This window comes from Rhodopseudomonas palustris (assembly GCF_013415845.1).
Taxonomy (GTDB): Bacteria; Pseudomonadota; Alphaproteobacteria; order Rhizobiales; family Xanthobacteraceae; genus Rhodopseudomonas; species Rhodopseudomonas palustris_F.
In genome coordinates, this window is record NZ_CP058907.1 from 3,963,713 (window position 1) to 3,986,156 (window position 22,444).

Consider the following 22,444-nt stretch of genomic DNA (forward strand, 5'->3'; position numbering starts at 1 on the left):
TGCGGTGTCGATCCAGGCCCTTGAGCGCGGCTCCGACGCAGCAGATCGCCGCGCCGCTCGCTCAGGATCGGATGGACTATCGTGATTAGTCCGGAGCACGGCGCGATCACCAGCCCGGACGCGCTGCGGGTAACTCCGGACGGCGATCAGGTCACCGGCCGCTGTGATTGCTGCGGCCGGATCAGCCGCCGTGTCTCGGGCACAATCTCCACGACGGACGCCGCGGTCGCGGCCTATACGGTGTGGTGGACGGTCGGCCACATGGTGGAGCGCGGCGCGGAGATCGACCTGATCTGCGGGCGCTGGGGCGACGGCACCAGCGCGTCCGACCGCTTCGTCGTGCGCCTGCATCATTTCATCGCCGCGACCGGACCGTGGGTGATGGTTCAGGATGCCAGCCTCGCGAACGACCTCGACCGGCTGGCAGCGCGCGCACTACGGCGCGACGACATCATCGGCACGCCGCGCGCTGCGGAGGCGTTTGCGTTGTACGACGCGATCGCGCTGCAGGATGCGCGGCTCGCCGAGCTTTTTGGTGCGCCGGCGCCTTGCGGGCATTGCGGCGCGCGGACCGAGCGCCGCAAGCTTCCGTCGCGGCGCAGTCGTTCGGGAGCGCGCCGTGGCCGGACTATTTGAACCCGATCGCAAGACCAGACAGATCGAGGTCGGCGATCAGGCCGACCTGCGAGCCGCTCAGTTCCAGCACCGCGCCCTTCTCGTTGCGCAGCACGATGGCGCGTGCGCCGACACCGATCGCCGCTCCCGCGCCGACAGCGCCGTACACGCCGGCGACGTCGCGCGGCGAGCGGATGTTGCTGACGCGGCCGGCGAGCTGCGCCTTCGAGCCGCCGAACACCAGGCCGTAGGACAGCCCGCCGATCGACAGCGGATAGCGCTTGCCGTGGAAATTCAGCGTGCCCGAGCCGCCGGAGCCGCCGATCACCCAGCCGCCTTTGTAGATCGTCAACGTGATCCGTCCCTCGTCCGCCCGCGCGGCCGAGCCGAACGCGCCGAGCAGCAGCAGGACCGCAGCAAACACTCCGAACCGTCGAACCATGACACTCTCCCCAATGACGCCGGATCATTGCCGGCTGCCGGTCGCGCGCCCCACAGGCGCAGCGATTCGCCAGCAAATCATAGCAGAGAGCCGCTACGCGAACGTGGCGAGCAAGCGGTCCCGACCGGCTCAGCAGGCGGCGCCGCGCGCGGCGAGGCCGTGCTAGCGTGCACCGCAGCCTTCCCCCTTCCGGAGACCGACGATGCCGATCCAGCACTTCGCCGCACCCGCCCACATCAAGGCGCCGCCGCTGTCGTTCGCGACCAGGACCGGCGACCTGGTGTTCATCTCCGGCATCCCCGGCTTCGACGAAACCGGCCAGCTGCCGCAGGCGTTCGAGGCGCAGTTCGGCTACGTCGTCGTCAACTTCAAGCGGGTGCTGAAGGAAGCCGGCGCGGAGATCCGCGACCTGGTCAAGGTCAACGTGCTGCTGACCCGCGCCGCCGACGTGGTGCCGATGAACAAGCTGTACGCCCAGGCGTTCGGCCCGGCGCCCTACCCGGCGCGCACCACCTGCGTGGTGCAGGCCCTGCCCGATCCCGCCATGCTGATCGAGATCGAAGGCATCGCCTCGCTGGCGAAGTGAGCGGATCGGCGTTCAGAGCGGGTGTGCCAGCCTCAGCCAAGGCCAGATCGGTGCGGCGCGGCAAAGTTGTCATGCAACTCATATGCAGCATCATCCGCCTAATACCGACGATGGTCGAGGCCGGTTCGATGGGTAAAACCCTGCCATTTTACGGGGGCCGGCTTCCGGCGCGGTGGAATTGACGATAGGTTGAGGCAATAGGTTTCCGAGGATTAAGCGGTGCTGCGCAAAGCTTTCATGAAAGTGTTTTCGGCCCATCCGGTCGAGACGATTGCCGCCTGCACCGGTCTGTTCATGATCGTGCTCGGTTTTGCGCTCGGCACGCAATCGGGCTGGATCTGGTTCTGGGGCCAGATCTCCGCGATCTTCGGCGCCAGCCTCGCGACGCTCGCCGTGGTGTGGACGCTGCGCCAGCGCGCCGCCGAAGCACGGATGGCCGCCAACCTGAACGTGCTGGCGCGCCAGCTCGAGACCTCGATCAGCCAGATCCACAAATCGGTGAAGGGCGGCCGCGACGAGTCGATCCCCACCGCTGTGTACTTGGCGCAGATCGAGCAGTGCATCGACAATCTGATCGGCGTCACCCACGAGATCGGCGAGATCACCGGCCGGCAACTGCCGTTCGACGTGATCGAAATGCTGACCGCGCGCGACACCTTGCAAATCGAAGCGCGGATCACCGACGGCCGGACGCCCGAGCGCAAGCTGGTCACTGAGACCGAGAACTGCCCGGCCTGCAAGAAGCAGGTCGAATTCCAGGTCGGCAGCCTGCCAGGCGACAGCGCCAAGCCGACCTGCCCGCATTGCGGCCAGCGCTTCCACGCCCACCGCTCCACCAGCGGCAACATCTTTCTGCGGATGCCGGGCGCCTCGCAGTTCACCCGCGCGGTTTCGGTCAATTGCCCGGTCTGCGCCAGCAAGATCCCGGCGAATATCGACCAGGGCAAGCAGCATTCGGAGACGCGCTATTGCTTCTCCTGCGGCGCCAAGGTGTCGATCGATCCGCTCGGCCAGCAATGCACGCTGCTCAGCAAGCAGGACCGCCTGCCCGGCCATCTCAACGGCGCCGGTACGCTGGTCTGCGACAAGTGCAACGACCCGGTGATCACGCTTACCTCGAACAGCGCCGGCACTTACGGCATCTGCCGCAAGGACGACGGCCTGGTGTTCTCGTCCGCGGCCGGCCCCACCTCGCACGCCGCGCCTGTGCCAAGCGCTGCTCCGCCGTCGGCGCCGCCGCCCTCCTCGGCCAAGCCCGCGCCGAGCGATACGGTGGCGCGCAGCGACGCGGCCGAGTAGCGCCCTATCGGGGCTGCGCGCAGCACCGCTGCACCGCTGCGGAATTGAAGCCGTCACGCAAGCTCTGGTAAAGTCACGCCGTCAGGAATCGTTTGGGGGCGTTGCGTGGCTGAAGCTGAATCCACCCGCCGCGGACGTCCGGGGCCGCAGGGCCCGCGCGGACGTCCCGGAGAACCGGGCCGTCCGGGACCGCAAGGACATCCGGGCCGTCCCGGCCCCGAGGGCCCCCGAGGCAAGCAAGGTCCGGTCGGCAAGCCCGGCCCGCAGGGCAAGGCCGGTCCGCAAGGCAAACCCGGCATCGCCGGCAAGCCGGGCCCCGATGGCAAGCCCGGTCCGATCGGCCCGCAAGGCAAGGCCGGCCCGCAAGGTCCCCGCGGTGAACAAGGCCTGCGCGGCGAGCAAGGTCCTCGCGGTGAGCAAGGCCCGCAGGGTCCGCGCGGCGAACAGGGCCCGCGCGGCGAGCCCGGCCCCGCCGGTGCGCTCCCCTCGATCGAGCAGGTGATGCCCTGGCTGCACCTGATCTTCGACGCCTACGAAGATTACAAAGCGCAGCGCGCCCGCGAAGCCCGCGAGCTCGAAGAGCGTCTCGCCGCCGAAGCTCTCGAACAGGCGGCGCGCGAAGCCGCCGAGCGCGAAGTCGCCGCCGCTATCGAAGCCGCAAATGCCGAGCCCGAGATCGTGCTCGACGATGAGACGCATCCCGAGGGCGGCAAGAAAAAGAAGAAGCGCAAGCACAAGGACTGATCGCGCTCCGCGCGATTAGTCTTGTTCAATGAGCCCGCGCGATCAGCCGAACCGCGCGCGCGATCGTTCCCTCGCCTTCGCCGCCTCGACCTCACGATCGCGCGGCGCGGCCTGGGTCTGCAGCGATATCAGCAGCGTACGGGCAACGTCGGTGATCTCAGTCACCGCGCGGTCGAACGCTGCGGCATTGGCCTGCGACGGCGCATTGAACCCCGATAGCTTGCGGACAAACTGCAGCGCGGCGGCGCGGACTTCGTCGTCAGTCGCCGGCGGTTCAAAGTTGAACAGCGTCTTGATGTTGCGGCACATGCAGCGGCACCTTTCGGCTTCGACAGACCGCTAATGGTAATCGCATCCATCCGCGATACAACACGGAACCGCGCGACACAAAGCCTTGCCGATGGCCGTGCGATGATTAGCTGACGTCAGGGAACGCAACACAGCGCGGCGCGGAGACGGCAGCATGGCCTCGGCGATCTGGTACTATACGGTTCTGGTCGCCGAATCCGTCCTCGGCATCGTCGGCCTGCGGCTGTACGAGGAGCCGGCCTACACCGTGCTCGACCGACCGAGCGACATAATCGAGATCCGGCGCTACGCGCCGCGCGTCGCGGCCGAAGTCGATCTCGAACGCCGCGGCAATGCCGACGGCCAGGCCTTCACGCTGTTGTTCAACTACATCGCCGGTGCCAATCGCGGCGACTCGGGCGCGTCCGAACGCGTGGCGATGACCGTACCGGTCGACGTCGCGCGGCCCGCGAAAATTGCGATGACCGCTCCGGTGGAAACCGCGACACAGGATCGCATGACACGGATGCGTTTCTTTCTGCCGGCGACGTACACCGCCGACACCGCGCCGAAACCGAGCGACGAGCGGGTTCAGATCGTCACCGTGCCGGAACAGACCATCGCGACGCTGCGCTTCTCCGGCACCGGGCGGGACTTGCGCGAGCGCGAGCAGCAACTGATCGCCGCGCTCGCCAATACGCCGTGGCAACCCGTCGGCGCACCCTATGGTCTGTTCTACGATGCGCCGTTCACGCTTCCCTTCGTCCGCCGCAATGAAGCGGCGGTGGAAGTCGCCAAGCGCTGATCACACGAAGCTGATCACACCAGGCCAAGATCGGCCGGACGCACGCCGGCGAAGATCCGTTGCAGCGCCGCGGCATCGAGCCCGTACATCCGCTGCACCAGACCCGCGAACAGCGCGCGATAATCGGTCAGCACCGGATAGTCACGGTTCTCGAATAGCGACGGCTGCGCCACCTTGATCTGCTCGCCGGCAATGCGGCCGCCGTTGAGCCCGCCGCCGAGCACCCAGTAAACGCTGCCATGGCCGTGATCGGTGCCGCGGTCGCCGTTCTCGCGGAACGTCCGGCCGAATTCGGAGATCACCACCACCACGCTGTCGCGCCACGCCGCCGGCCCGATCTCTTCGCGGAATCCGGCGAGCGCGCGGCCGAGCTCGCCGAGCCGGTCAGCGAGATAACCAGTCGCCGCGCCCTGATTGACGTGGGTGTCCCAGCCGCCGACATCGACGAAGCCGAGGTTGAACTGCTCGCGCATCAGCCGGCCGATCCGGCGCGCCGACAGCTCGAAGCCGCGCGGCGACACCGCACCGCGGTTCGCTGCAGTCATTTCGTCGGCAATCGATTTCACCACCTCGTCGCGCACCCGAAAGCCTTCTGCCACCGCGGATGCGAGTTTGGTCTTGGCGTACATCTGCTTGATCAGCTCGGCCTGGCGGTCATCGACGCCGGGCTTGCCGACATTGCCAAGTGCGATATTCGGAATCTCCGCCTGGCCGCGGAAAATCAGCGGCAGCTGCTCGGTGAAGGCGATCGGTTTCACCCGCGTCAATTCCGCCGCAAGCCGGCTCATGAAGCCGGAGCGATAGTCGCGCGAGCCTTTGGTCGATTGCCCGAGTTCGATCGTGTCCTGCGTCTCGAAGTGACTCCGGGTGGTATCGTCGCTGGTGCCGGCGAACGGCACGAATGCGATCTCGCGGCTCGTCCATAGCGGCGCCAAGCTGTCGCGCAGCGCCGGGTGCAGGCCCCAATCGGCGTCGAGCGCCACCGCGGCATTTGGGTTGCCGACGTCCGGCTTGGCAATCGCCAGGTTCGGCCGTGACTCGTAGTAGAAGCTGCTCGACACCGGCACCAGCACGTTGGCCGCGTCATAGGCGCCGCGCAGGAACACGACCAGCAGCTTGGCGTCGGTGGCCGGTGCGGCCCAGACGCGGCCGGCGATCGTCGTTGTCAGTGCGGCCGGTGCGAGGGCCGCGACGGCTTTCAGCAGATCACGACGGTTCATGCGGTGCCTCCGCGCGTTGACGAACCATGAATTCGGGCGAGGACAGAAACAGCGTATTCCAATCCTGCGGTGAGATCGCCTGATCGAGCGCGCCGCGCGTGGTCGAGCTCAGCGTCCGGCTGAGCCCGCCGAAATACAGCGCGTTCTGCAGCAGCGGAAACGCAGGGCGATCCTTGGCGTCGGCCTGCTCAGGCTTGAACAGCCCGGCCGAACCGGAGCCAATCTGACGCGCGATCTCGAACCGCAGCATCATCTGGCCCGGGCCGTTCCAGGCGCTCGCGGTCAGCGGATAGCCGTCCGGCGTCTGGCGCTGATACAGCCCTTCGCCGAGCCGGCCGAGCCAACGCTGGATCGGCACGGTGTTGAGCACGACCTTGTCGTCGTAAGCGAGCCGCACCGCCGAATAGACGTAGCCGACTGGATCCTTGAAGCGTTCCGCCGTCTTCAGCGATGCATCGAATTCCGGCGCGGCGATCATCGTGGCCAGCACCTGCGCGATATCGCCGTCGGAGGCGGTGAAGGTTTTCGCCATCTTGTCGATCAGCGGTTGCGGCGGCTCGTCCGAGACGAAGTAGGTCGCGATCTTGCGCGACACGTGCTGCGCGGTCGCCGGATTGTGGACGATCAGGTCGAGCGCCTCGTCGACTTCGGCAAAGCCGCTGCCGCGGATGGTGTGGCCGAGGAAGGTTTTGTCGGAGTAATCGTGCCGCGCCGGGTTGAACTCAAACGCGCCGTCGCGGACGAGCTGCGGAGCCAGCGCAGGCTTCAGCTTCGGGTCCTCGGGCTTCAGGTCGATGCCGACGCCGGTGAGGATCTTGGCGAGCGACTCCACATCGGCCTGGGTGTAGCCGCTGCCGACGCCCATGGTGTGCAGCTCCATGATCTCGCGGGCGTAGTTCTCGTTGAGATGGCCATTGGCGTTGCCGGCATTGTCGAGATAGCGCAGCATCGCCGGGTGCCGCAGCGTGGCGCGTAACAGATCGCCGAACTTGCCGAGCGCGTGCGCGCGGATCGCGCGATCCTCATAGTCGCCGACCAGGAGGCGCAGCTCGGCCTTGCTCTGGTGGACGTTGAAATGGTTCAGCCAGAACCAGCTCATCCGCTCGCGGAGCTGATCGGGCGCATAGAGCGCGCGCAGGATCGACCGGGTTGCCGCCTGCTTGGCGCGGTCGTTCAGCGCCTGCTGGTACGCCTGCTTGGCTGTCTTGCGCGCCTCCGGGTCAGTGAGTTGATCGGCATCCTTGCCCTGCGCCTGAAACGCATTGATCGCCGCCGGTGTCAGGCCGGCCGCATCGGGCATCGCGTCGATCTGCGCGGCGACCGTCTGCGGCAGCGCACTGTCCGCCGTGGGGTGCAGCTGTTGGTTCACCCAGCGCGCGGCGCCGAGTTTCTGGAATTGCGCCACGCTGGAGCCGTTGATGCCCCAGGTCAGCCGATCGATCAGCGCCAGATCGTGCGCCGAGATCTCCGCAGCCCCGGCCGATCCGCCGGTGACGATTGCGGCGATGCCGATCGCCAGTATCGCCGATCCTCGTGCGCTCCACCGTCCGGCCGTGTTGGTTCGCATCGCCGCATCCCGCTCGTCGTGAGGTGCTGGGATGATGCGTGCCGGGTCGCTGAACCGCCGCTGAATGCATGATGGCATCAGCATGGCCTCGCCGCCCGACATCGCGCGGTGGCTGGACACCTGGCAGACGCATCCGGACAACTACGTAGGGCATCTCAGGACACGAGTTCCACCGTATCTACCTGATTATAGGTAACTATTTGCCGCGCAAGACGATTTCAAACGACCAATCTTAACCGTGATTTCACGAGGGCAGCGTAGTCCTGCCGGCGATGCGCCGTGGCGCTCCCACGATTTCAGCGCGGCCCAGAAGAAGGCGAACCGCCCCAACGCTAAGGTTCTCGACATGAGACTGAACAGTATCGGAATGAAGCTCGGCCTCGCGAGCTTGACCAGTATCGCGCTGTCACTCGGTATGGCGGCCAATCAGTTGACCACTGAGCGGTCGATCAACGCCGTCAACGCCCGCGCCGATGCGCAGCAGATGGTCGCCGATCACGGTCTCGAAGCCAACGTTTCACTGCGCCGGATGCAGCTTGCCGCTGCCGAGATCCGCCTTGCCGCGACGTCGGCGCAGGTCGACAGCGCCCTCACTGCGCTGCACGACGCGCGGGAGTCGATCGATCGTCGGATCAACAACGCGGTGGCGCAGATCGCAGACGGCGCCGACAAGGAACGCCTGCGCTCGATCGGGGCGCTGACGACGCAGTACGATGGCGCGATGACCGAAGTCGGTAAGCTGGCCAAGGCTGGCCAATCCGGCGCCGCCAGTGACGCCGACAAGGCCAAGCGCGATCAGCTCGTCAGCCAGGCCAACTCGGTCGCGACGCAGGCGCTCGGTCTGATGGGCGAAGCGGTAGAGCGCGCCGAAAAGGCCGCCAAGGCGACCAAGACCCAGGCAGCAGACGAGTTGTTCAGCGCCAACCGGATCAACTTCGCCCTCGGCATGGTGGTGATGATTTCGCTGGTGATCTCGATGGTGTTCACCTTCTTCGGCATCTCGCGGCCGCTGATGCGGCTGAACGGGGCGCTGGACAAGATGGCCGGCGGCCAGCTCGACGTCGAAATTCCCGGTGCCGCGCGTGGCGACGAGATCGGCGACATCGCCAAGACCGTGGTGGTGATCCGCGAGAACGCCGATCATCGCGCCCGCGAGGAGGCCGAGCAGAAGGCGCATCAGGACGAAGTGGCGGCACAGCAGCGCAAGCAGGAAATGCAGAAGCTCGCCGATGCCTTCGAGGGCGCGGTCGGCCGCATCGTCGAAGCCGTGTCGAGCGCGTCGACGGAACTGGAAGCCTCCGCCAGCAAGATGGCGCATACCGCCGAGGAAGCCGAGAAGCTCACCGCAGCCGTCGCGGGCGCCTCGGAGATCGCCACCAGCAACGTGCAGTCGGTCGCCTCGGCGACGGAGGAAATGGCGTCTTCGATCCACGAGATCAGCCGCCAGGTGCAGGACTCCTCGCGGATCGCCAGCTCCGCCGTGCAGCAGGCCAACAAGACCAACGACCGCATCAATCAGCTCGCCACCGCGGCGCAGCGGATCGGCGACGTGGTCGACCTGATCAACACCATCGCGGGTCAGACCAATCTGCTGGCGCTCAACGCCACCATCGAAGCGGCACGCGCTGGTGAAGCCGGTCGCGGCTTCGCGGTGGTCGCGGCGGAAGTGAAGGCGCTCGCCGAGCAGACCGCAAAGGCGACCGACGAAATCAGCCAGCAGATTTCCGGCATGCAGTCAGCGACCGAAGAGTCGGTGTCGGCGATCAAGGAGATCGGCACCACCATCGGCCAGATGTCGGAGATCTCTTCGGCGATCGCCTCGGCGGTCGAGCAGCAGGGATCGGCCACCCAGGAGATCTCGCGCAACGTCCAGCAGGCGGCCCAGGGCACCATGCAGGTCAGCGCCAATATCGCCGATGTCGAGCGCGGCGCGGCCGAGACCGGGATGTCGTCGTCGCAGGTGCTGGCGGCGGCGCGCTCGCTGTCGACCGACAGCGCGCAGCTCAAGACCGAAGTGGCGCGTTTCCTCAGCTCGGTGCGCGCGGCGTAATTCGCCTCCCGCCTTCCAACTTAGCCTGAAGGCCCGGCTTCACCCGAAGCCGGGCCTTCGCGTTTCTACCGCTCGCGTAGCGCTTGCGTTACGCACGCTGGAGTTGCAGACTGGAGCTGCGGCCGGGGGAGGTTGCAGTGCGTGTTGCGAGTTGCGTTATCGCCGTCGTGCTGGCCGGATGCGTCAGCGACGGTTCGCTGAAATCGGGCAGTTGGCGAATCGACCAGAGGCCGGACCTGATCACGGGCGCCCCGGTGGCCGGCGCCATCACCCTGACCAACCGAGCTTCGAACAGCACCGATCCGCTGCTGGCCTCACTGGCGACGCTACAGCTCACCTGCTTCGAGAAGAAGCCGATCGTGAAGGTCAATTTCGGCTTCAAGATCGGGAGCGACCGCAACACCAGCCTGGGGTATCGATTCGACGACAAGCCTGGACGCGACGCTGTCGAGTCGCGGGTGCTGCTCGGCCATCAGGTAATCGTCATCGAGGAGCCCGCAGCGCTGCAGCAGTTCATCACGGACCTGCGCGAGTCGAGCCAGCTTGTTGTGCGGATCAGATCATTGAACGCCGGCACCAGCACGGCGCTGTTCAAGGTCGACGGCTCGGAGCCGGCGATCGAGGCAGCCTATCGGGACTGCCCGTTGTCGCCGGCGCAAGAACCGCGCCGGACGACGTGAGGACCAGCGCGGCCGTCGGCCGAACCGGCCGACGGAATGCGCGGCACGAGCCGATCAGTCGTGATCGAGTTCGCCGATGTGGTGCTGCTGATACAGCTCGACGCCGATCCGGTTCACCAGATCGAGCTGGGTCTCGAGGAAATCGATGTGATGCTCCTCGTCCTTCATCAGCTGCTCGAACAGGTCGCGCGACACGTAGTCCTTGACGCTGTGGCAGTAGGTCGCCGCTTCCTGATACAGCGCGCGCGCGTCGACCTCGGCCTGCAGGTCGGCGTTCAGCACTTCCTTGACGTTCTGGCCGATCCGCAGCGGATCGAGCACCTGCATGTTCGGGAAGCCGTCGAGGAAGATGATGCGGTCGGTGAGCTTGTCGGCGTGGACCATCTCTTCGATGGATTCCTTGCGCCAGGTCTTGGCGAGATCCTTCAGACCCCAATTGTCGAGCAGGCGATAGTGCAGCCAGTACTGATTGATGGCCGTCAGTTCGCTGCGCAGACCGCGGTTGAGATATTCGATGACCTTGGCATCGCCCTTCATGTGGATTCGTCACTCCTGCAATCGGCGGCCAGGGCTGGCCGCTTTAGAATTAGAATAATTCTAGATCAAAACGCGGGTGAGATGCAATCCCGGCTCACCCGATCAACAGCCAATCAAAACACTTAAGAACCGGCGCGACGCTCTGCCGCGCCGCACAGCGCTTCGTTCATGATGTTCTTGATGGTGTGCATGCAGCGGCCGCACTTCCGGCTGCAGCCGAGGCAGCGGTGAACCTCACCCGGGTTCCGCGCAGGACCACCTTCGCTGTGCATAGTGGCTCGCACATCGTGGTCGCTCAGGACGTTGCAAGAACAAACGATCATCGGTCTCGATCCAGCAGTAACAAGCATTTGGATAGTGAGATGCACTCGCATACGCAAAAGGAAAACATGCAACTTCAAGCTATTCCAATCTGCAACTGGCCGTTTGATTTTGCTCAATCGAGAGCGCCAGTCCCCGGCTTCTGCGCATTCCTGCGGCGTGGAAGACGGAGCATCCCCGCGCTGAGCTGAAGCCCGCACGACATTGCACAGACGCCCGAAAGCCACCCCTCGCCCGCGCTTCCGAAGGCACCGATCCGCCGCGCGGAACCGACCATGGCAGCACTGCGGCGGCGGCATTCATGGTTCGTTCAATCGATTGGTGAAAGGTTACGGGTGCTGGACCATGGCGGGGTCGCGCCCGCGGCCCATCGGGTCCGGTGCTCGTTCGAGAGGTGATGCCATGAGAAAGTCGATGATGGCGTTGGCCGCGGCCGCTGCGCTGGCCGTGACGGCTGTCGGGTCCACCGCGCCGGCCCAGGCGCATGACGGCTTCGGCGCCGGAATCGCCGCCGGCCTGATCGGCGGTGCGCTCATCGGCGGCGCGCTGTCCTCGCCGTATTATGGCCCGGGCGGCTACTATTACGGCGGCGGCTATGGCTACGGCCCACGCTACTACAGCTATGGCCCGCGCTACTACGGCTACGCGCCCGCCCCGGCCTATGTCGCGTCGCCCGGCTACTACGGTGGCTGCTACTGGCAGCGTCAGCGGTTCTGGGACGGCTACGGCTGGCGAATCCGCCGGATCCGAGTCTGCGACTGACGGTGAACCTTTCACCGCCGCGTCCGACCAACCAACAGCCTGAACGCCCGGATTCCGGGCGTTGACGGTATCGCCCGAAAAACACCGTTTTTGCGCGACACTGATCGGCCAGCCGATACGCGACAATTGACGACATTGCGCTTTTTTGATGCTGTGCCGTCGGGGACTACCGGTTCGTTCAACAGCGCCGGGCGCGGCGCGATCTCAGGAGAGCCTCTCAATGAAGAAGACTGTCACCGTCCTGCTAGCGGCCGCGACCATCGCCGGCTCGCTGGTCGGCGTCGCCCCGGCCGCGAAGGCTGACGGCGGCCGGATCGCCGCCGGCGTTGCGGGCGGCCTGATCGGCGGCGCCCTGCTGGGTGGCGCGATCGCCGCCAGCCGCCCCGCCTATGCGGCCCCTGCCCCGGTTTATGTTGAAGAGCCGGACTGCCACTGGGTCCGCGAGCGCTTCTGGGACGACTACGCTGGCGTGTGGCGTTCGCGCCGCGTCCGCGTTTGCGATTGATCTCCTGTCGCGGCGCACAGCCCGCGCCCGTCTGAATGCCGAACCCGGCCGAGCGATCGGCCGGGTTTTTGTTTGCCCTCAGCGCGCCGCCTGGATCGATCGAAGCACCGCTTCGCTCGGCCAGCAATCGACCTGCAGTCCGGCGCGCTTCTGGTAGGCGCCGAGCGCCGCACGGGTCAGCATCCCGGCCTTGCCGTCGATCTTGTCGCGATAGATGCCGAGCCGCTCCAGTCCGCGCTGCATCGCCTCGACGTCGGTGGTGCGAAGCTGCTTGGTGGCCGACCACGGCGTGGCGAACGGGCGCGGATCGATCATCCGGTCGGCGAGATGGCCGACGAACAGCACGTAGAGATCCGAGAAATTGTATTCCTTGATGACGAAGTAGTTCTTCGTGGTCAGGAACGCCGGACCGTAGATGCCTTCAGGCTGCAGCAATGACGCCGGCTGCTCGCGCTCCGCCGCACTCAGCCGATCCGGCCGGGCGAGCGTGAAGCCTTCACGCAGCCACTGCCCGATCGGCTTGGTGACTTCCGGCACGCCTTCGGTGCAGTCGGCTCGCGTCGGCGCCTTCACCTCGTAGGCCCAGCGCAATCCGCTCTGCCAGCCCTTGTTGACGAGCTGCTGAGCGGCCGACGCCAGCGCGTCCGGCACCGAGTGCCAGATGTCCACGCTGCCGTCGCCGTCGAAATCGACGCCGTGCTTGTAATACTCGGACGGCAGAAACTGCGTCAGCCCGGTGGCGCCGGCCCAGGACGAACGCATTTCCTGCCGCGTCACCGCGCCCTCGCCGATGATCTTCATCGCCAGGATGAATTCGGTTCGATACTGGTCCTTGCGGCGACCGACATAGGCCTGCGTCGCCATCACTCGGACTGCGTCGTAGGGCAGCTTGTAGCGGCCGTAATCGGTTTCCCGGCCCCAGATCGCCAGCACCACAGTCGCCGGCACGCCGAACTTGCGCTCGATCGCATCCAGCGTCGGTCGATAGCGCTGCATCAACGTGCGGCCATGCGCGGCGAGACTCTCGATCCGCGCTTCCTTCAGATAGTCCGCCGGGACCTGGACGAATTCAGCCTGCCGCGGCGCCCCGGTCTTCGGCCGGCCCGGCAGGATCAGATCGGGCAGCTTGTAGTCCGGTTCGAGCCCGGCGTTGACCGCATCGAACGTGGCCCGCGACACGCCGGCCTCGCGCGCCTCCGGCCACAGCTCGGCGACGAAGCGGGTGAAGCCGGGATCGGCGGCGCGAGCCACGCTCGCGCCGAACGCCACCGAAGCCGCTAAGGCTACGCCGACCGCGAGAGCGACCGCATGCGTTAGCCGCATCAATGTCCGGCGTGCGCCTTGGCTTCTTCGGTTGCCAGATTCGAGATCCGGTCGACCCAGGCGATGCCGATCGCCGACAGGATGAACACGGTGTGGATGATGGTCTGCCACATCACACCGGTCTCGGTGTAGCCACCCACTTTGCCGGCTGCGCCGAGGTTGCCGGCTTCGATGAAGGTCCGCAGCAGATGGATCGACGAGATGCCGATGATCGCCATTGCCAGCTTGATCTTCAGCACGCTGGCATTGACGTGGCTGAGCCATTCCGGCTCGTCGGGGTGGCCGCGCAGGTTGAGCCGCGACACGAAGGTCTCGTAGCCGCCGACGATCACCATCACCAGGAGGTTCGAGATCATCACCACGTCGATCAGCCCCAGCACCGCCAGCATGATCTGCTGCTCGCTGAAGTCGAAGGAGTGCTGGAACAGATGCCACAGCTCCTTCAGGAACAGCACGACGTAGATGCCCTGCGCGACGATCAGGCCGACATACAGCGGCAATTGCAGCCAGCGCGAACCGAAGATCAGCATGGGGATCGGCCGCAGCCCCAGGCCTTTCGGCGGCAGCGGCGTCTCGGGTGTCATCGACATGTAGGAAAGCTCCGAACAGCTGTATTGGGCGAACAGTCACTTGGGAACTCCCTCCGATTCTGTCGAGACGCAGAGGAGCGGCGTTTAACCGCAGTTCGTGGCAGCGAACGGAACGGAGTGGCAGCATAGCACCACGCCCCTTGCATGGTGCCGCCGTGACGCGGTCGCCCGGCGGTTACTTCACCGCCACGATGAAGATCCGCGGAAACCGCAGCAGCACCTGGCCGTCGGCTTGCGCGGGATACGCCGCGGCGATCCGCGCCGTATAGGCAGCCAGATAGGTTTTTCGTTCCGGCAGTTCGAGCGGATCGATGAACGGCCGCAGCCCCGTGCCCTTGACCCATTCGACGATCGCTTCAGGGCCATCGAGCGCGTGGTTGTAGACGGTGCGCCAGATCTCCAGCCGACCGCACAAAGGCTTCAGCGCATCGTAATACACGCTCGGCTTCGGCAGCGTGTCGCGCAGCTCGGCGGCCTTGGACAGCTGATGCCGCCACGGCTCCTGCAGCGCGACCTCGCGCATCATGATGTGCGACGGCTCGTCGAGATTGTCCGGCATCTGCACCGCGAGCACGCCGCCGCTGTCGAGCCCCGACAGCAGGCGTCTGAGCTGCTTGAGATGGTCGGGGACCCATTGGAACACGGCATTGGCGAACAGCACGTCGGTCCCAGCCGGCGGCGCCCAATGCGCGACATTGGCCTCGATGAACTTATGCTGCGGCAGCCGCTCGCGGGCCTGGCGCAACATGTCGGCGGAGGTATCGACGCCAATCACCGAAGCCTCGGGCCAGCGCTCGACCAGGAGCGCGGTGGAATTGCCCGGCCCGCAGCCGATGTCGGCGACCTTGCGCGGCGCCGTGGTCGGCACCTGCGCCAGCAGATCCCGCGCCGGGCGGGTCCGCTCATCTTCGAATTTCAGATATTGCTCGGCATTCCAGTCAGCCATCCAGCGTCCCTTGCGCCCCCGAGTCTGCGAGAGGAAAGCTATTGATCCTGCTGGATTTTGCAATATCCTCCAGCGATCGTATATTTGTGACATATACAGATGATCGACCTGAGCCGCGTCGTCGGCTTTGATTGGGACGACGGCAATCTCCGCAAGAGCGTGGAGAAACACGACGTCGGCCAATTGGAGGCCGAAAGCGTGTTCATGAATCGACCGCTTCTGCTGCAAGAAGACGCCAAACACAGCGGCTCGGAACGCCGGCTCCATGCTCTGGGTCGCACCACAGCAGGACGCCTGCTGCACGTCACCTTTACGCTGAGAGCCGACGAGACCTTGATACGTATCATCTCCGCGCGCGACATGAGCCGAAGGGACAGGAGCAGTTATGAAAAAGCTTAAGCCCATCCCCTCCTTCAAATCGGAAGCTGAGGAACGGCTGTTCTGGGAGACGAACGATTCGAGTGACTATCTCGACTGGAGCAAAGCCGAGCGTGTCACTTTCCCAAACTTGAAACCGTCAACGACGTCCATCTCGATCAGACTGCCGACGGAGCTCCTGGAGCAGATCAAAGTCGCCGCCAACAAGCGCGACGTGCCGTATCAGTCGCTGATCAAGATGTGGCTGAGTGAAAAGGTCGGATAGCCAGATACTCGCTTGAAGATTAGCTGTAACTTCCGGCGGGAAATACCAAGACCCAAGGCGACCAGACCGAGAGGATGCTCGCCTCTGCCCCGACGCGATCCATCCGGCGACAGGCTGATCGCGGCCGGTCAATCGAACAGCGCAAACGTCCTCAAACTGCCTTAGCTGACGCGCCTCAGCGCGTCAGCTTCTTGTACTTCGCGCGGTGCGGGATGATAGCATCCTGACCCAGCCGGCGCATCTTGTCCTTCTCGTAGTCCTGGAAGTTACCTTCGAACCACTCGACGTGGCTATCGTCCTCGAAGGCTAGGATGTGTGTCGCGATACGGTCGAGGAACCAGCGGTCGTGGCTGATGATCACGGCGCAGCCGGCGAAATCCTCCAGCGCTTCTTCGAGCGCACGCAAGGTGTCGACGTCAAGGTCGTTGGTCGGTTCGTCGAGCAGCAGCACGTTGGCGCCCGACTTCAGCATCTTGGCGAGGTGGACGCGGTTGCGTTCACCGCCCGACAGCGAGCCGACCTTCTTCTGCTGGTCGCCGCCCTTGAAGTTGAACGCCGAGCAGTAGCCGCGCGAATTGACTTCCTTCTTGCCGAGTAGGATCAGCTCGTTTCCACCGGAAATCTCCTCCCACACCGTCTTCTTGGCATCGAGGCTGTCGCGCGATTGGTCGACATAGCCGAGATGGACGGTCTCGCCGACGGTGATGGTACCTTGGTCGGGCTTCTCCTGCCCGGTGATCATGCGGAACAGCGTGGTCTTGCCGGCGCCGTTCGGGCCGATCACGCCGACGATGCCGCCCGGCGGCAGCTTGAAGGTCAGATCGTCGATCAGCAGCTTGTCGCCGAACCCCTTGGTCAGGTGCTCGAAATCGACCACGTTGTTGCCGAGCCGCTCGGCCACCGGGATGATGATCTGGGCGGTCTGGGTCTGCTTCTCGGAGGCCTTGGCGAGCAGTTCCTCGTAGCGCTGATAGCGCGCCTTGGACTTGGCCTGCCGGGCTTTCGGCGACGAGGCGATCCACTCCTGCTCGCGCTCCAGCGTCTTCTGGTGCGCCGCGTCCTCACGGCCTTCCTGCAGCAGCCGCTTCTGCTTCTGCACCAGCCAGGACGAGTAGTTGCCCTCGTAGGGAATGCCGCGACCGCGATCGAGCTCGAGAATCCACGACGTCACGTTGTCGAGGAAGTAGCGATCGTGGGTGACGATCAGGATTGCGCCCGGATAGTTGCGCAGATGGCTTTCCAGCCACGACACCGACTCGGCGTCGAGATGGTTGGTCGGTTCGTCCAGCAGCAGCAAATCGGGCTGGTCGAGCAGCAGCTTGCACAGCGCGACGCGGCGGCGCTCACCGCCCGACAGCTTGGTGACGTCGGCGTCGTCGGGCGGGCAGCGCAGCGCGTCCATCGCCTGATCGACCTTGCTGTCGAGATCCCACAGCCCGGCGGACTCGATCTGGTCCTGCAGCGCGGTCATCTCGTCGGCGGTCTCTTCCGAGTAGTTCATCGCCAGCTCGTTGTAGCGATCGAGGATCGCTTTCTGCTTGGCGACGCCGAGCATGACGTTCTCGCGCACGGTGAGCGCGGGATCGAGCTGCGGCTCCTGTTCGAGATAGCCGACGCGGGCCCCCTCGGCGACCCAGGCTTCGCCGGTATATTCCTTGTCGATCCCCGCCATGATTTTCAGCAGGGTCGATTTACCGGCGCCGTTGACGCCGAGCACGCCGATCTTGGCGTCCGGGTAGAACGACAGATGAACGTTATCCAGCACCTTGCGGGTCGGATAGGCCTTGGTCAGACCCTGCATGAAATAGACGAACTGGCGAGCCATCGTGGTCCTTGAACGCGGTGCGTGCGGGGGAAATCGGTTGCCGCTGATGTAACGGTGCGGCCGGCAAAGGGCAACCCGAGGACGCGCGACGTTAAGTGGCGATTAAGCCTGTTCTCGTGCGTTTCCGAGGCGCGAACGATTCGAAGACAATTTTAACGACCTCGTCCAACACTCGTCGCCTTATAGCGGCGACGAATGCGCCGCCGAGTCGGCGCGGCGCCGACCCACGGGGCGATAAGCATGGCGAGCCTCACCACGACCACCGAAGTGCATCACGACGAGCAGGCCGGCCCCGACACCAGCCTGCTGAGCGAAATCCGGCTGTTCTGGCGGCAGTTCTTCGTCCAGGCGTTCAATGCCTACCGGCCGGAGATGTACTACATGCGCGGCCCGGGACCGGCCTGGCACGCCAAGCACGGTCACAAGCCGACGCGCCACTAAGCCTCGAATTGTCATCTGAAAAGCAAAACGCCCGCAGGTGAGCCACCGGCGGGCGTTTCAAAGTTGAGATTGGCCGCGCTTAGCGGATCGTGACCGGTGCCGGCAGCGGCGCCACCGACGTCGGCTGTGCGCCCGGCAGCGGAGCCGGCGGCAATGCCGGGGATTGCCCGCCCGGCGCCATCGCGGGCTGCGCCTGAGCGGTGGCAGTGTTCTTCGGCGGTGAGCCCGGCAGCACCACAACGCGGGTGCCGACCTTGGCGCGCTCGAACAGATCGCTGACGTCGTCGTTCAGCATGCCGATGCAGCCCGAGGACACGAACTTGCCGATCGTCGACGGCTGGTTGGTGCCGTGGATGCGGTACACGGTCGAGCCGAGATACATCGCGCGGGCGCCCATCGGGTTGCCCGGACCGCCGGCCATGAAGCGCGGCAGATAGGGCTGGCGCTCGATCATCTCGGCCGGCGGATGCCAATCCGGCCACTCCGCCTTGCGGGAGATCTTCTGCACGCCGTTCCAGGTGAACCCGTCACGACCGACACGGACGCCGTAGCGGATCGCGCGGCCGTTGCCGAGCACGTAATACAAATGAGTGTTGGCGGTATCGACCACGATGGTGCCGGCCGGCTCCTTGGTGGCGAAATCGACCTCCTGCCGGCGCAGGTTCGGCGGCAGCTGCACGGTCTGATCGGCGTCCGGCTGCTCTTCCGGCGGCAACGCCGAGACCTGCATCGGCCGGCCATCGGCGCCGGGCTGAGCCGACGGCGCGCCGCCGCCGACACCAGCCGGCGGACGCACGCCACCGTCACCGCGATCGGAATAGATCACCGACGGCGGCCCCATCGGACGGACGTAGCGGGGATCATCCGGCGACATCACCGGTCCCTGCGGCGCGGCGCCCGGTGCCGCGTTGGAATAGCTCGTTGCGCCCGTCGGGCGGCCGTAACGCGGATCATCGGGCGACATCACCGGCCCCTGCGGGCCCGCGGCCGGCGCCGCGTTGGAATAGGTCGGGGCGCCCATCGGGCGGCCGTAGCGCGGATCGTCCGGCGACATCACCGGGCCTTGCGGGGCGGCATTGGAATAGACCGGCGCGGCCGAACCGCCGTAGCGCGGATCGCCCGGCGAGGTCACCGGACCGGGCGGCGGTAGCGTCGCGGACTGGCGCGCCGTGGGCGCGTCCTCGTCGTCGATGCTGTCGAAATTGGGCAGGCCTGGACGGTCCTCGCCAGCTTGCCCGATATACGCGCCGGGGGTCGAGGGATAGCTCTGCGCGAGCGCGGCGGAGGTTCCCGCGGCGACCACAGCAGCGGACGCCAGCAACGTCAGTAAGCGCTTGTTCATCATAACCCGTTTGTAAGTCGGAGCGGCAACCGGACCGTTAACGGAGGCCGAGATGCCGGAGGATCACGGCGCATTCAAGACAAGGGCGGCACAATCACGCGAATTTTGGCGATATTTGCCGTACGCGACGGGTTCGCAGCCGCGAGAACGCTGAAGAAATGGCTCGCCGGCGATGCGGGGCACGCGCTACGCGACTGTGACCGTCCGCCAACAACCCTTAGCCGCATCAGGCGGCAATCGAGTCGCTGAGTCGTTTCGCGGCGCGTGATGCGACTCGTTTTGCGCTATTCTCAGATGGCTTGATTCGCGGCTGGTTTTGAGTACGCCGCGAACCAATGTCGCAGTGGTCGCCGCGTTGGTGTGGGTCAAAAGTGTCGTCGCGTCCCGATGTGCGACGACGGAATACATCCGAAATGCTTCCCGGTTTCCGGTTTTTGTTCGCGGCGATGACGCTTGCGGTCTCGTTGCTGGTGTTCGGTCTCGGTGCCGCCGCCCTGCTCCGGGCTGCGCACGAGCAGTTCGTGAACGTGCATACGGTGCGGCCGCCGGCCATCACGCTGCTGGCGCGGGCCCCCGAGGCTCCGACGCCGAGCCTGAGCATGCTCCGGGTCGATTCACCGGCACCGGCCGCTGAACCGCCTGCCGCGACCGCAAACCAAAGCCCGAACACAACCGATCCGGTGGCGGCAGATGTCGCGGCTCTCGGCAATGGCGAAAGCGCGAAACCCGAAGCCAAAGCCGCCGAGCCCGCACCGACCGCCGCGCTGCAGCCCTCTGCGGCCGAGACACCCGCCGCCGCGCCGGCAGCACAGTCGCCGCACGCGGAACAGGCTCCGGCCGCCCCTGAACCAGCGTCGCAAGCCAGCTCGCCCCCGCCCGTCGCCGCGCCCGAAGCCGCGCCGCCAACCACCACCGCGGCAACTTCGACCGATGCGCCCAAGCCGGATGACAAGCCGCAGGCCGGCGCGGAGAAGTCCGTCACTCCGGCTGCGCCCACGCAAATTGCCGCAACCGAAACGGCGGCGCCTGCGACACCGGCTGCTCCGGTAGCGACCGCCCCTTCTGCCGAGGCGCTGCCGGAGGTTACGCCGCTGTCCGGGCCGATCCCGACGCCGCGCCGTGATCCGCGCGACAGGAGCAAGACCGCCGCCAACACCCCGGCCGCCCCCAGCGCGGCCACGCCCGCTGCCCCGGCCGCAGACACCCCGACCACCGATGTCACCGGATCGATCGGCGAAACCCTGCCGCCGCCGGATGCGACGCCGCTGCCGGTGGCGCGACCGAAGCCAGTGGTCCGGCGTCCGCTAAAGAAGCGCCGCCAGGTGGCACGCCGGCGCACACCGCGCGCCGAGCAGCCGCAGTCGGGAACGGGTGTCGGTCTGTAAGAGAAGCTGCCGTTACGCCGCCGGACCGGTCGCGACCGGCGGGCCATCCTGAAGGCCCCATTCCGACCACGAGCCGTCGTACAGCGCCGAGCCGCGCACGCCGAGCCGATACAGCGCCAGCGTCAGCACCGCCGCCGACACACCGGAGCCGCAGCTCGTGACCACCGGCCGGCCGAGATCGAGCCCTGCCCGCTCGAACGCCTGCCGCAGTTCAGCGAGCGGCTTCATGGTGCCGGTCGCAGCGTCGAACAGCTCGTTGTAGGGCAGATTGCGGCTGCCCTGGATGTGACCGGCCCGCAGGCCAGGACGCGGCTCGGCGACGCTGCCCTCGAACCGCGGCGCGGCGCGTGCGTCGATCACCTGCTCGGCCCCGCTATCGAGATTGGCGACCAGTTGATCGCGGCTGCGGATGAACGACGGATCGAGCTTGGCGCCGAAGCGGCCCGGCGTGATCGTCGGCTTGCCCGCCTCGGTCGGCCGGCCCTCGGCCACCCATTTCTTCAGGCCGCCGTCGAGAATGCGGATGTTGGCGTGACCGAACGACAGGAACATCCACCACGCCCGCGGTGCCGCGACCCAACCACCAGCGTCATAGGCAACCACAGTGTCGCCCGAGGAAATGCCGAGCGCCTCGACGTCGCGCGCGAACTGATCGGCACTTGGATACATGTGCGGCAGCGAACTGGCGTGATCCGACACCGCATCGACGTCGAAGAATACCGCGCCCGGAATGTGCGCGGCGAGATAGTCGTCCGCCGGCAATGGCAGCACGCCGGGCATCTTGAAGCTGGCGTCGATGATCTTGACGGAGGGATCGCCGAGCCGCTCGGCAAGCCAGTCGGTGGAAACCAGGGGATCGGTGTGAGCCGTCATCGGATGTCTATACCTCTGGTCTAAGTGCCATCACCGGGCTTGCCCCGGTGACCCATCATCTAACGAAGCAGATGGACACGCGGGTCAAGCCCGCGTGCGACGACAAGAACGAAGCGCTCACTTCTTCTTCGGCACCCAGGCTTCGATCGGGCCGCCGGCATCGCGCCAGGCGCCGAAACCGCCCTCGATATGAGCGACCGGCTTCAGTCCCATGTCCTGCGCGGTCTTGGCGGCGAGCGCCGAACGCAAACCACCGGCGCAATAGAACACGAACTTCTTGTCTTCCTGGAAGATCGGCTTGGCGTAGGGGCTCTGCGGATCGATCCAGAATTCCAGCATACCGCGGGTGCAGGAGAACGAGCCCGGGATCTTGCCGTCGCGCTCGATCTCGCGCGGGTCGCGGATGTCGACGATCACCACGTCGCTGGCGCCGGACTTGTGCAACGCGATCGCGTCCGCGGTCGTCAGCGTCTCGATCGAGGAATTGGCTTCGTCGAGCATCGCCTTGATGCCGCGGGTGATGGTCTGAGGCATGGTCGTTCCTTGTTTTCGTTTCTTATCAGTTTGGTTGGTCAGTCCGGGGGCACGCGAAGCACGAACCCGGAATCTCTTTGCGTGGGTCGATCGGATTCCGGGTTCGCGAGCTATCGCTCGC

The 22,444-nt window shown here is 65.9% G+C and carries 26 protein-coding genes; 13 read left to right on the plus strand and 13 right to left on the minus strand.

Going from position 1 to position 22,444, the window contains the following annotated elements:
* Positions 1–81 precede the first annotated feature (81 nt).
* Positions 82–636 (plus strand): hypothetical protein, encoded by a 555-nt coding sequence (locus HZF03_RS18130; RefSeq protein ID WP_119017947.1) that lies wholly within the window; start codon positions 82–84, stop codon positions 634–636.
* On the opposite strand, the gene HZF03_RS18135 is transcribed toward HZF03_RS18130, so the two are convergent.
* Entirely contained in the window at positions 629–1,057 is a 429-nt protein-coding gene (locus HZF03_RS18135; RefSeq protein ID WP_012497018.1) for a hypothetical protein, read from the minus strand. The genes HZF03_RS18130 and HZF03_RS18135 overlap by 8 nt on opposite strands.
* Positions 1,058–1,259: 202 nt before the next feature.
* On the opposite strand from HZF03_RS18135, the gene HZF03_RS18140 reads away from it, so the two are divergent.
* From HZF03_RS18140 to HZF03_RS18150, 3 genes are all read left to right on the plus strand, one after another.
* Complete coding sequence (locus tag HZF03_RS18140; RefSeq protein WP_011159130.1) at positions 1,260–1,643, plus strand: RidA family protein; 384 nt, start codon at positions 1,260–1,262, stop codon at positions 1,641–1,643.
* A 219-nt stretch (positions 1,644–1,862) separates the two neighbouring features.
* Positions 1,863–2,942 (plus strand): zinc ribbon domain-containing protein, encoded by a 1,080-nt coding sequence (locus HZF03_RS18145; protein ID WP_119017946.1) that lies wholly within the window; start codon positions 1,863–1,865, stop codon positions 2,940–2,942.
* A 105-nt stretch (positions 2,943–3,047) separates the two neighbouring features.
* Positions 3,048–3,686: a collagen-like domain-containing protein gene (locus HZF03_RS18150; protein ID WP_119017945.1), complete on the plus strand. Its 639-nt coding sequence runs from the start codon at positions 3,048–3,050 to the stop codon at positions 3,684–3,686.
* A gap of 42 nt (positions 3,687–3,728) precedes the next feature.
* Here the strand turns inward: HZF03_RS18150 and HZF03_RS18155 are convergent, their stop codons facing one another.
* Positions 3,729–3,995 (minus strand): DUF2277 domain-containing protein, encoded by a 267-nt coding sequence (locus HZF03_RS18155; protein ID WP_119017944.1) that lies wholly within the window; start codon positions 3,993–3,995, stop codon positions 3,729–3,731.
* Positions 3,996–4,149: 154 nt separating this feature from the next.
* Between HZF03_RS18155 and HZF03_RS18160 the strand changes: the two genes are divergently transcribed.
* The gene (locus HZF03_RS18160; RefSeq protein ID WP_119017943.1) at positions 4,150–4,779 is read left to right on the plus strand and encodes an SOUL family heme-binding protein; all 630 of its coding nucleotides are present in this window, start codon (positions 4,150–4,152) and stop codon (positions 4,777–4,779) included.
* Positions 4,780–4,793: 14 nt separating this feature from the next.
* Here HZF03_RS18160 and HZF03_RS18165 read toward each other — a convergent pair whose 3' ends face one another.
* Positions 4,794–5,999 carry a DUF1501 domain-containing protein gene (locus tag HZF03_RS18165; RefSeq protein WP_119017942.1) on the minus strand — a complete coding sequence of 402 codons (1,206 nt, stop codon included), beginning with the start codon at positions 5,997–5,999 and terminating at the stop codon, positions 4,794–4,796.
* A complete protein-coding gene (locus HZF03_RS18170) occupies positions 5,986–7,566 on the minus strand; it encodes a DUF1800 domain-containing protein (protein ID WP_119017957.1) in 1,581 nt (526 codons plus the stop codon). Before HZF03_RS18170 ends, HZF03_RS18165 begins: the two co-directional genes overlap by 14 nt.
* Before the next feature lie 346 nt (positions 7,567–7,912).
* On the opposite strand from HZF03_RS18170, the gene HZF03_RS18175 reads away from it, so the two are divergent.
* The gene (locus HZF03_RS18175) at positions 7,913–9,616 is read left to right on the plus strand and encodes a methyl-accepting chemotaxis protein (RefSeq protein WP_119017941.1); all 1,704 of its coding nucleotides are present in this window, start codon (positions 7,913–7,915) and stop codon (positions 9,614–9,616) included.
* A 137-nt stretch (positions 9,617–9,753) separates the two neighbouring features.
* A complete protein-coding gene (locus HZF03_RS18180; RefSeq protein ID WP_119017940.1) occupies positions 9,754–10,296 on the plus strand; it encodes a hypothetical protein in 543 nt (180 codons plus the stop codon).
* 54 nt (positions 10,297–10,350) lie between these two features.
* Here the strand turns inward: HZF03_RS18180 and bfr are convergent, their stop codons facing one another.
* Positions 10,351–10,833 carry a bacterioferritin gene (gene bfr / locus HZF03_RS18185; protein WP_011159139.1) on the minus strand — a complete coding sequence of 161 codons (483 nt, stop codon included), beginning with the start codon at positions 10,831–10,833 and terminating at the stop codon, positions 10,351–10,353.
* 122 nt (positions 10,834–10,955) lie between these two features.
* The gene (locus HZF03_RS24590) at positions 10,956–11,453 is read right to left on the minus strand and encodes a (2Fe-2S)-binding protein (RefSeq protein WP_338111526.1); all 498 of its coding nucleotides are present in this window, start codon (positions 11,451–11,453) and stop codon (positions 10,956–10,958) included.
* 103 nt (positions 11,454–11,556) lie between these two features.
* Between HZF03_RS24590 and HZF03_RS18195 the strand changes: the two genes are divergently transcribed.
* Positions 11,557–11,916 (plus strand): hypothetical protein, encoded by a 360-nt coding sequence (locus HZF03_RS18195; RefSeq protein ID WP_011159140.1) that lies wholly within the window; start codon positions 11,557–11,559, stop codon positions 11,914–11,916.
* Positions 11,917–12,136: 220 nt separating this feature from the next.
* Positions 12,137–12,421 carry a hypothetical protein gene (locus HZF03_RS18200; protein WP_011159141.1) on the plus strand — a complete coding sequence of 95 codons (285 nt, stop codon included), beginning with the start codon at positions 12,137–12,139 and terminating at the stop codon, positions 12,419–12,421.
* A gap of 78 nt (positions 12,422–12,499) precedes the next feature.
* Here the strand turns inward: HZF03_RS18200 and HZF03_RS18205 are convergent, their stop codons facing one another.
* The 3 genes from HZF03_RS18205 to tam form a co-directional block, all read right to left on the minus strand.
* Positions 12,500–13,744: a lytic murein transglycosylase gene (locus tag HZF03_RS18205; RefSeq protein ID WP_165858105.1), complete on the minus strand. Its 1,245-nt coding sequence runs from the start codon at positions 13,742–13,744 to the stop codon at positions 12,500–12,502.
* Positions 13,744–14,334 (minus strand): TIGR00645 family protein, encoded by a 591-nt coding sequence (locus HZF03_RS18210; RefSeq protein ID WP_011159143.1) that lies wholly within the window; start codon positions 14,332–14,334, stop codon positions 13,744–13,746. Before HZF03_RS18210 ends, HZF03_RS18205 begins: the two co-directional genes overlap by 1 nt.
* Positions 14,335–14,509: 175 nt before the next feature.
* The gene (gene tam, locus HZF03_RS18215; protein ID WP_119017939.1) at positions 14,510–15,280 is read right to left on the minus strand and encodes a trans-aconitate 2-methyltransferase; all 771 of its coding nucleotides are present in this window, start codon (positions 15,278–15,280) and stop codon (positions 14,510–14,512) included.
* Between the two features lie 99 nt (positions 15,281–15,379).
* Between tam and HZF03_RS18220 the strand changes: the two genes are divergently transcribed.
* Both HZF03_RS18220 and brnA read left to right on the plus strand, forming a co-directional pair.
* The gene (locus tag HZF03_RS18220) at positions 15,380–15,679 is read left to right on the plus strand and encodes a BrnT family toxin (protein WP_119017938.1); all 300 of its coding nucleotides are present in this window, start codon (positions 15,380–15,382) and stop codon (positions 15,677–15,679) included.
* Positions 15,666–15,923, plus strand: coding sequence for a type II toxin-antitoxin system BrnA family antitoxin (gene brnA, locus HZF03_RS18225; RefSeq protein ID WP_119017937.1), 258 nt, complete (start codon positions 15,666–15,668; stop codon positions 15,921–15,923). Before HZF03_RS18220 ends, brnA begins: the two co-directional genes overlap by 14 nt.
* Before the next feature lie 175 nt (positions 15,924–16,098).
* Here the strand turns inward: brnA and ettA are convergent, their stop codons facing one another.
* Entirely contained in the window at positions 16,099–17,748 is a 1,650-nt protein-coding gene (gene ettA, locus HZF03_RS18230; protein ID WP_011159148.1) for an energy-dependent translational throttle protein EttA, read from the minus strand.
* Positions 17,749–17,988: 240 nt separating this feature from the next.
* Here ettA and HZF03_RS18235 point away from each other — a divergent pair, with 240 nt between their 5' ends.
* Positions 17,989–18,189 carry a hypothetical protein gene (locus tag HZF03_RS18235; RefSeq protein ID WP_119017936.1) on the plus strand — a complete coding sequence of 67 codons (201 nt, stop codon included), beginning with the start codon at positions 17,989–17,991 and terminating at the stop codon, positions 18,187–18,189.
* A 79-nt stretch (positions 18,190–18,268) separates the two neighbouring features.
* Here HZF03_RS18235 and HZF03_RS18240 read toward each other — a convergent pair whose 3' ends face one another.
* Entirely contained in the window at positions 18,269–19,534 is a 1,266-nt protein-coding gene (locus HZF03_RS18240) for a L,D-transpeptidase family protein (protein ID WP_119017935.1), read from the minus strand.
* 410 nt (positions 19,535–19,944) lie between these two features.
* Here HZF03_RS18240 and HZF03_RS18245 point away from each other — a divergent pair, with 410 nt between their 5' ends.
* Positions 19,945–20,916 carry a hypothetical protein gene (locus HZF03_RS18245; protein ID WP_179906186.1) on the plus strand — a complete coding sequence of 324 codons (972 nt, stop codon included), beginning with the start codon at positions 19,945–19,947 and terminating at the stop codon, positions 20,914–20,916.
* A gap of 12 nt (positions 20,917–20,928) precedes the next feature.
* Here the strand turns inward: HZF03_RS18245 and sseA are convergent, their stop codons facing one another.
* Positions 20,929–21,789, minus strand: coding sequence for a 3-mercaptopyruvate sulfurtransferase (gene sseA / locus HZF03_RS18250; RefSeq protein WP_119017933.1), 861 nt, complete (start codon positions 21,787–21,789; stop codon positions 20,929–20,931).
* Positions 21,790–21,906: 117 nt separating this feature from the next.
* Positions 21,907–22,323 (minus strand): rhodanese-like domain-containing protein, encoded by a 417-nt coding sequence (locus HZF03_RS18255; RefSeq protein ID WP_119017932.1) that lies wholly within the window; start codon positions 22,321–22,323, stop codon positions 21,907–21,909.
* Positions 22,324–22,444: the final 121 nt, after the last annotated feature.

Bases quoted from the DNA above. Each gene is read 5' to 3' on its own strand.
- HZF03_RS18135 (WP_012497018.1), bottom strand. From the start codon at position 1,057: ATGGTTCGACGGTTCGGAGTGTTTGCTGCGGTCCTGCTGCTGCTCGGC.
- HZF03_RS18140 (WP_011159130.1), top strand. From the start codon at position 1,260: ATGCCGATCCAGCACTTCGCCGCACCCGCCCACATCAAGGCGCCGCCG.
- HZF03_RS18155 (WP_119017944.1), bottom strand. From the start codon at position 3,995: ATGTGCCGCAACATCAAGACGCTGTTCAACTTTGAACCGCCGGCGACT.
- HZF03_RS18160 (WP_119017943.1), top strand. From the start codon at position 4,150: ATGGCCTCGGCGATCTGGTACTATACGGTTCTGGTCGCCGAATCCGTC.
- HZF03_RS18165 (WP_119017942.1), bottom strand. From the start codon at position 5,999: ATGAACCGTCGTGATCTGCTGAAAGCCGTCGCGGCCCTCGCACCGGCC.
- HZF03_RS18170 (WP_119017957.1), bottom strand. From the start codon at position 7,566: ATGCGAACCAACACGGCCGGACGGTGGAGCGCACGAGGATCGGCGATA.
- HZF03_RS18175 (WP_119017941.1), top strand. From the start codon at position 7,913: ATGAGACTGAACAGTATCGGAATGAAGCTCGGCCTCGCGAGCTTGACC.
- bfr (WP_011159139.1), bottom strand. From the start codon at position 10,833: ATGAAGGGCGATGCCAAGGTCATCGAATATCTCAACCGCGGTCTGCGC.
- HZF03_RS24590 (WP_338111526.1), bottom strand. From the start codon at position 11,453: ATGCCGCCGCCGCAGTGCTGCCATGGTCGGTTCCGCGCGGCGGATCGG.
- HZF03_RS18195 (WP_011159140.1), top strand. From the start codon at position 11,557: ATGAGAAAGTCGATGATGGCGTTGGCCGCGGCCGCTGCGCTGGCCGTG.
- HZF03_RS18200 (WP_011159141.1), top strand. From the start codon at position 12,137: ATGAAGAAGACTGTCACCGTCCTGCTAGCGGCCGCGACCATCGCCGGC.
- HZF03_RS18205 (WP_165858105.1), bottom strand. From the start codon at position 13,744: ATGCGGCTAACGCATGCGGTCGCTCTCGCGGTCGGCGTAGCCTTAGCG.
- HZF03_RS18210 (WP_011159143.1), bottom strand. From the start codon at position 14,334: ATGTCGATGACACCCGAGACGCCGCTGCCGCCGAAAGGCCTGGGGCTG.
- tam (WP_119017939.1), bottom strand. From the start codon at position 15,280: ATGGCTGACTGGAATGCCGAGCAATATCTGAAATTCGAAGATGAGCGG.
- HZF03_RS18220 (WP_119017938.1), top strand. From the start codon at position 15,380: ATGATCGACCTGAGCCGCGTCGTCGGCTTTGATTGGGACGACGGCAAT.
- brnA (WP_119017937.1), top strand. From the start codon at position 15,666: ATGAAAAAGCTTAAGCCCATCCCCTCCTTCAAATCGGAAGCTGAGGAA.
- ettA (WP_011159148.1), bottom strand. From the start codon at position 17,748: ATGGCTCGCCAGTTCGTCTATTTCATGCAGGGTCTGACCAAGGCCTAT.
- HZF03_RS18235 (WP_119017936.1), top strand. From the start codon at position 17,989: ATGGCGAGCCTCACCACGACCACCGAAGTGCATCACGACGAGCAGGCC.
- HZF03_RS18240 (WP_119017935.1), bottom strand. From the start codon at position 19,534: ATGATGAACAAGCGCTTACTGACGTTGCTGGCGTCCGCTGCTGTGGTC.
- HZF03_RS18245 (WP_179906186.1), top strand. From the start codon at position 19,945: ATGCTTCCCGGTTTCCGGTTTTTGTTCGCGGCGATGACGCTTGCGGTC.
- sseA (WP_119017933.1), bottom strand. From the start codon at position 21,789: ATGACGGCTCACACCGATCCCCTGGTTTCCACCGACTGGCTTGCCGAG.
- HZF03_RS18255 (WP_119017932.1), bottom strand. From the start codon at position 22,323: ATGCCTCAGACCATCACCCGCGGCATCAAGGCGATGCTCGACGAAGCC.